This is a genomic window from Cupriavidus sp. 05N40, from assembly GCF_056397305.1.
Genome location: NZ_JBFTND010000367.1, coordinates 1 through 3,791, shown reverse-complemented (window position 1 = coordinate 3,791; position 3,791 = coordinate 1). Strand labels below are relative to the sequence as shown.

Below are 3,791 nucleotides of genomic sequence, written 5' to 3'. Positions count from 1 at the left end.
CGGCTACATTGCCCAGGATTTCTATCTGCGATACCCGGAGCGGGTGGCCACGCTGACACTTGCGGCGACGAGCGCGGGCGCGAACCTGCTGACCTCCGAGGCAAGGGAGGAATTCCTTGCGAAGCGTCTCAGACCACTCGAAGAAGGTGTCTCGATCGCGGAGATTGCCAAGGGACTCGTTGACATCCTGGCGGGAGGACGCGCCGACGAAGCGATCCGCCTCAGGTTGCGCCGCTCCCTGGAAGCGCTGCGGCCGGACTCTTACAAGCAAGCGCTGCAAGCTCTCGTCACCACTGATTTCCGCGAAGCACTGGGGCGGATTACGGTTCCCACGCTGGTCATTGTCGGCGACGAGGATCGCGTGTTGCCGGAAGCGGAGAGTCACCTGCTTGCCGCCAGCATCCCACGGAGCCGGCTGGTTGTCATCAAGGGGGCGGGTCACCTTTGCAATATTGAAGCGCCAGCGGAGTTCGACTCGGCATTGTCCGCGTTCCTAATGACGAACGCCGATGCCGGTGCTTCGATTCTACATAGGGAGGTGGAGTAATGCTCCAGAAACACCTGGAATCCATTAGCAGCACGGTAACAGGGGCGCGCGGCGTGGCGATCGACTTCCGTGAGGTGGGRCATCGTTTCAAGGCGTCTGACGGCACGGTCGTACAAGCGCTGAAGAACATCAACTTCAGCATTCGCCGTAACGAGTTTGTCGTCGTAGTTGGCCCTAGCGGCTGTGGAAAGTCCACGCTGCTGCGCCTCATCTCCGGCTTGATCAAGCCGGATACCGGCTCCGTTCATATCTTTGGCGACGAGGTCGCTGGTCCGCGTGACGACATCGGCTTTGTATTCCAGAAGCCCACGCTATTGCCCTGGATGAACGTGATGTCAAACCTCACGTTCCCGATAACCCATCAGGGCCGTCGCCTGACGCCGGGCGACATCGCCAGAGCCGAAGAGCTGCTCGAACTGGTTGGCCTGAAGGACTTCCGGAAGAAGTACCCGGATGAGCTATCAGGCGGCATGCAGCAGCGCGTGAGCATCGCGCGTGCGCTCCTGGCGGATCCGGAGATCTTGCTGCTTGACGAGCCATTCTCGGCGCTCGACGCGCTCACCCGGGACGAACTGAGCTTCGAGTTGATGCGGCTCTGGAGCGCACGGCAGAGCACGGCGGTCTTTATTACGCACTCCATTACCGAGGCGGTGCTGATGGCTGACCGGATCCTTGTGCTGGCGCCGAGGCCAGGCCGTATCCGCGAGATTGTGCCGGTGGAACTCTCCCGTCCTCGCACGCTGGCAACAATGCGCGAGCCGCTCTTCCATGATCTCTCCGACAACCTTCGCGAAGAACTCCTGAGCAGCCATGAACACAATTGAAGCCGGTAAGCGCCCGCTGTCGGCGCGAGAGAAGACGCCGTGGATGGCCCCGCGGGCGACGCTGCCATTCATCACCTTCTTGGTCATACTTTGTGTGTGGGAGGCTGCCAGTCGCTGGCTGGGGCTGCCTGAATATTTGCTGCCGTCGCCTGGCGCCATTGTCCGGGCTGGTGTTGCCGTCGGCCCCTGGCAGTGGTGGGACCACATCCAGGCGACCCTGCGCGTGATCGTGCTGGGGTTTCTGCTGGCCTTTGCGGTCAGCCTTCCGCTTGCTGCGTCGCTTCATCGATTCCGGGTGTTTCGCACTAGCGTGTATCCGCTCTTGATTGTGGTGCAGTCCACGCCCATTGTCGCGGTCGCCCCAATCCTCATTGTCACGCTCGGCGCCACCGATCTGGCGAGGGTTGTGATCACCGCCTTGATTACGTTCTTTCCACTGGTTGTCGGTATTGCCACCGGACTAGCACAGACGCCGCCCGAGTTGATCGAGCTCAGCCGGGCTCTAAAGGCTTCGCTGCGCAACGAGTATCTGCAGATCCGGCTTCCGTTCGCTTTGCCTCATGTCTTCTCGGCCGTCCGGGTGGCCATCACGCTTGCGGTCATTGGCGCCGTGATCGCTGAGTTTGTCGCTTCGGAAAAAGGGGTGGGTTACTTCATTCGGTTCGCGACCTCCTATTTCAAGATTTCCCAAGCGTTTTCAGCACTAGGCGTGCTGGTACTGATGAGTCTGGGACTGTTCCACCTGGTGACGCTGGTGCAACGGATCTGTTACCCGCGCAGCCTGCCCAAGTCGGGCGGTGAATGAGCGCGAAGAAGGAAGGTGTGACATGGGCGAAGTCATGGATCTCGTAGTCAAGCGGATGGCGGACGAAGCGGATGGGATCCGTTCGTTTGAGTTCGTGCGGGCCGATGGCGGTGTGCTTCCGCCATTCACGGCAGGTGCGCATATCGACGTGCACGTTCCCGGGGGGCCGGTCAGGCAGTACTCCCTTCTGAACGATGAACGGGAACGTGACCGATATGTGATAGCTGTATTGCGCGAGCAGGGAGGGCGCGGCGGCTCAAGGCGCATGCATGAGATCGTTCGTACCGGGACGCAGGTCAAGGTTGGGTGCCCACGCAACGCATTTGCCCTGGACGCGGGTTCTGCGCCGGCGGTGCTGATCGGTGGGGGCATCGGCGTGACGCCGTTGCTGGCAATGGCTAAACGGATGCATGCGAGTGGTCGCCCCTTCGTCCTGCATTTCGCAACACGATCGGTGGCGCGGACGCCGTTCCGTCGCGAACTGCAAGAGGCGCCATTCGCATCCATGGTCGTATTTCATCATGACGACGGCTCTGTGGCCCAGCGCTTTGATGCGCGACGTGCCATGGCAGATCTTGTGCCGGGAACGCATGTCTATCTTTGCGGCCCTGGAGGATTCATGGATGCTGTGGCCGCCGCCGTACGTGAGCGGGCGGACATTCACCTACACACCGAATACTTCGCGGCATCGCCGACGCTCACGCAAAGCGGTGGCGCCTTCGAGCTCGTCCTGGTCCGCTCCGGCATCAAAGCGATGGTGCCGGAGGGAACCAGTGTCGTGGAGGTCCTTCAGCAACACGGCATTCAGCCGGAGTTGAACTGCGAGCAGGGCATTTGTGGCACTTGCCTGACGAAAGTGCTGTGTGGCGACATCGATCACCGAGACCACTACTTGTCGCCAGGCGAGCGGGCGCGCGGTGATTGCATGCTGGTGTGCGTATCCCGCGGAAAACCGGATTCCACTCTGACAATCGACCTCTAAGGAGAAGAAAGAATGTTCCTCCCCATCAAGAACACAACACCCAACAGCCCGCGACCGGCCGATAGCGGCTTCACGGAGTCGGACTGGGCGATCCTTGCGTCATTCTGGCATCCGGTGGCCCTGTCAACGGAAGTTTCCGACGGCCCGGTTGGGGTGGAACTGCTCGACATCCCGGTGGTGCTCTACCGATCATGCGACGGCGTCAAGGCCGCGCGGGATTCATGCCCGCATCGGAGCGCAAAACTGAGCCTCGGGTCGGTCAAGGATGGCAATCTGGTGTGCGGATTTCATGGATTTGAGTACGACGCCGCCGGGACATGCGTGCGGATTCCCGCGCTGGCGCCGAACTTGCCGATACCGAAGAAGCTATGCCTCCAGAGCTATCTCTGCAAGGAGCGCTATGGCTTTGTCTGGGTGTGCTTGAGCAACGAGCCTCGTGCGGACCTTCCCGAGTGGCCCCAGGTGGAGAATGGTTCCGGGACGGTGGCAATTGTGCCGCCCAGTGTATGGGATACGTCCGCTGCCCGCCATATCGAGAACTTCAGCGATCTTTGTCATGTGCCGTGGGTGCACACCTCGACGTTTGGCGGCCCCGAGGTTGTGATCCCTCCCTACGAAGTCTCCGTGTCCGGC

At 61.1% G+C, this 3,791-nt stretch carries 5 protein-coding genes; all 5 read left to right on the top strand.

From position 1 onward, the window contains the following. On the top strand, window positions 1–547 hold a 547-nt coding region (locus AC1DO7_RS40160), incomplete at its 5' end, for an alpha/beta fold hydrolase (RefSeq protein WP_477117485.1). Further along, window positions 547–1,371 carry an ABC transporter ATP-binding protein gene (locus tag AC1DO7_RS40155; protein ID WP_441620849.1) on the top strand — a complete coding sequence of 275 codons (825 nt, stop codon included), beginning with the start codon at window positions 547–549 and terminating at the stop codon, window positions 1,369–1,371. The genes AC1DO7_RS40160 and AC1DO7_RS40155, both read left to right, overlap by 1 nt. Next, window positions 1,358–2,176, top strand: coding sequence for an ABC transporter permease (locus tag AC1DO7_RS40150; RefSeq protein WP_441620847.1), 819 nt, complete (start codon window positions 1,358–1,360; stop codon window positions 2,174–2,176). The genes AC1DO7_RS40155 and AC1DO7_RS40150 overlap by 14 nt, the downstream gene beginning before the upstream one ends. A 22-nt stretch (window positions 2,177–2,198) precedes the next feature. Next, entirely contained in the window at window positions 2,199–3,158 is a 960-nt protein-coding gene (locus tag AC1DO7_RS40145; RefSeq protein WP_441620845.1) for a PDR/VanB family oxidoreductase, read from the top strand. Between the two features lie 12 nt (window positions 3,159–3,170). Beyond that, a partial coding sequence (locus AC1DO7_RS40140; RefSeq protein WP_477117484.1) for a Rieske 2Fe-2S domain-containing protein occupies window positions 3,171–3,791 on the top strand: 621 nt, incomplete at its 3' end.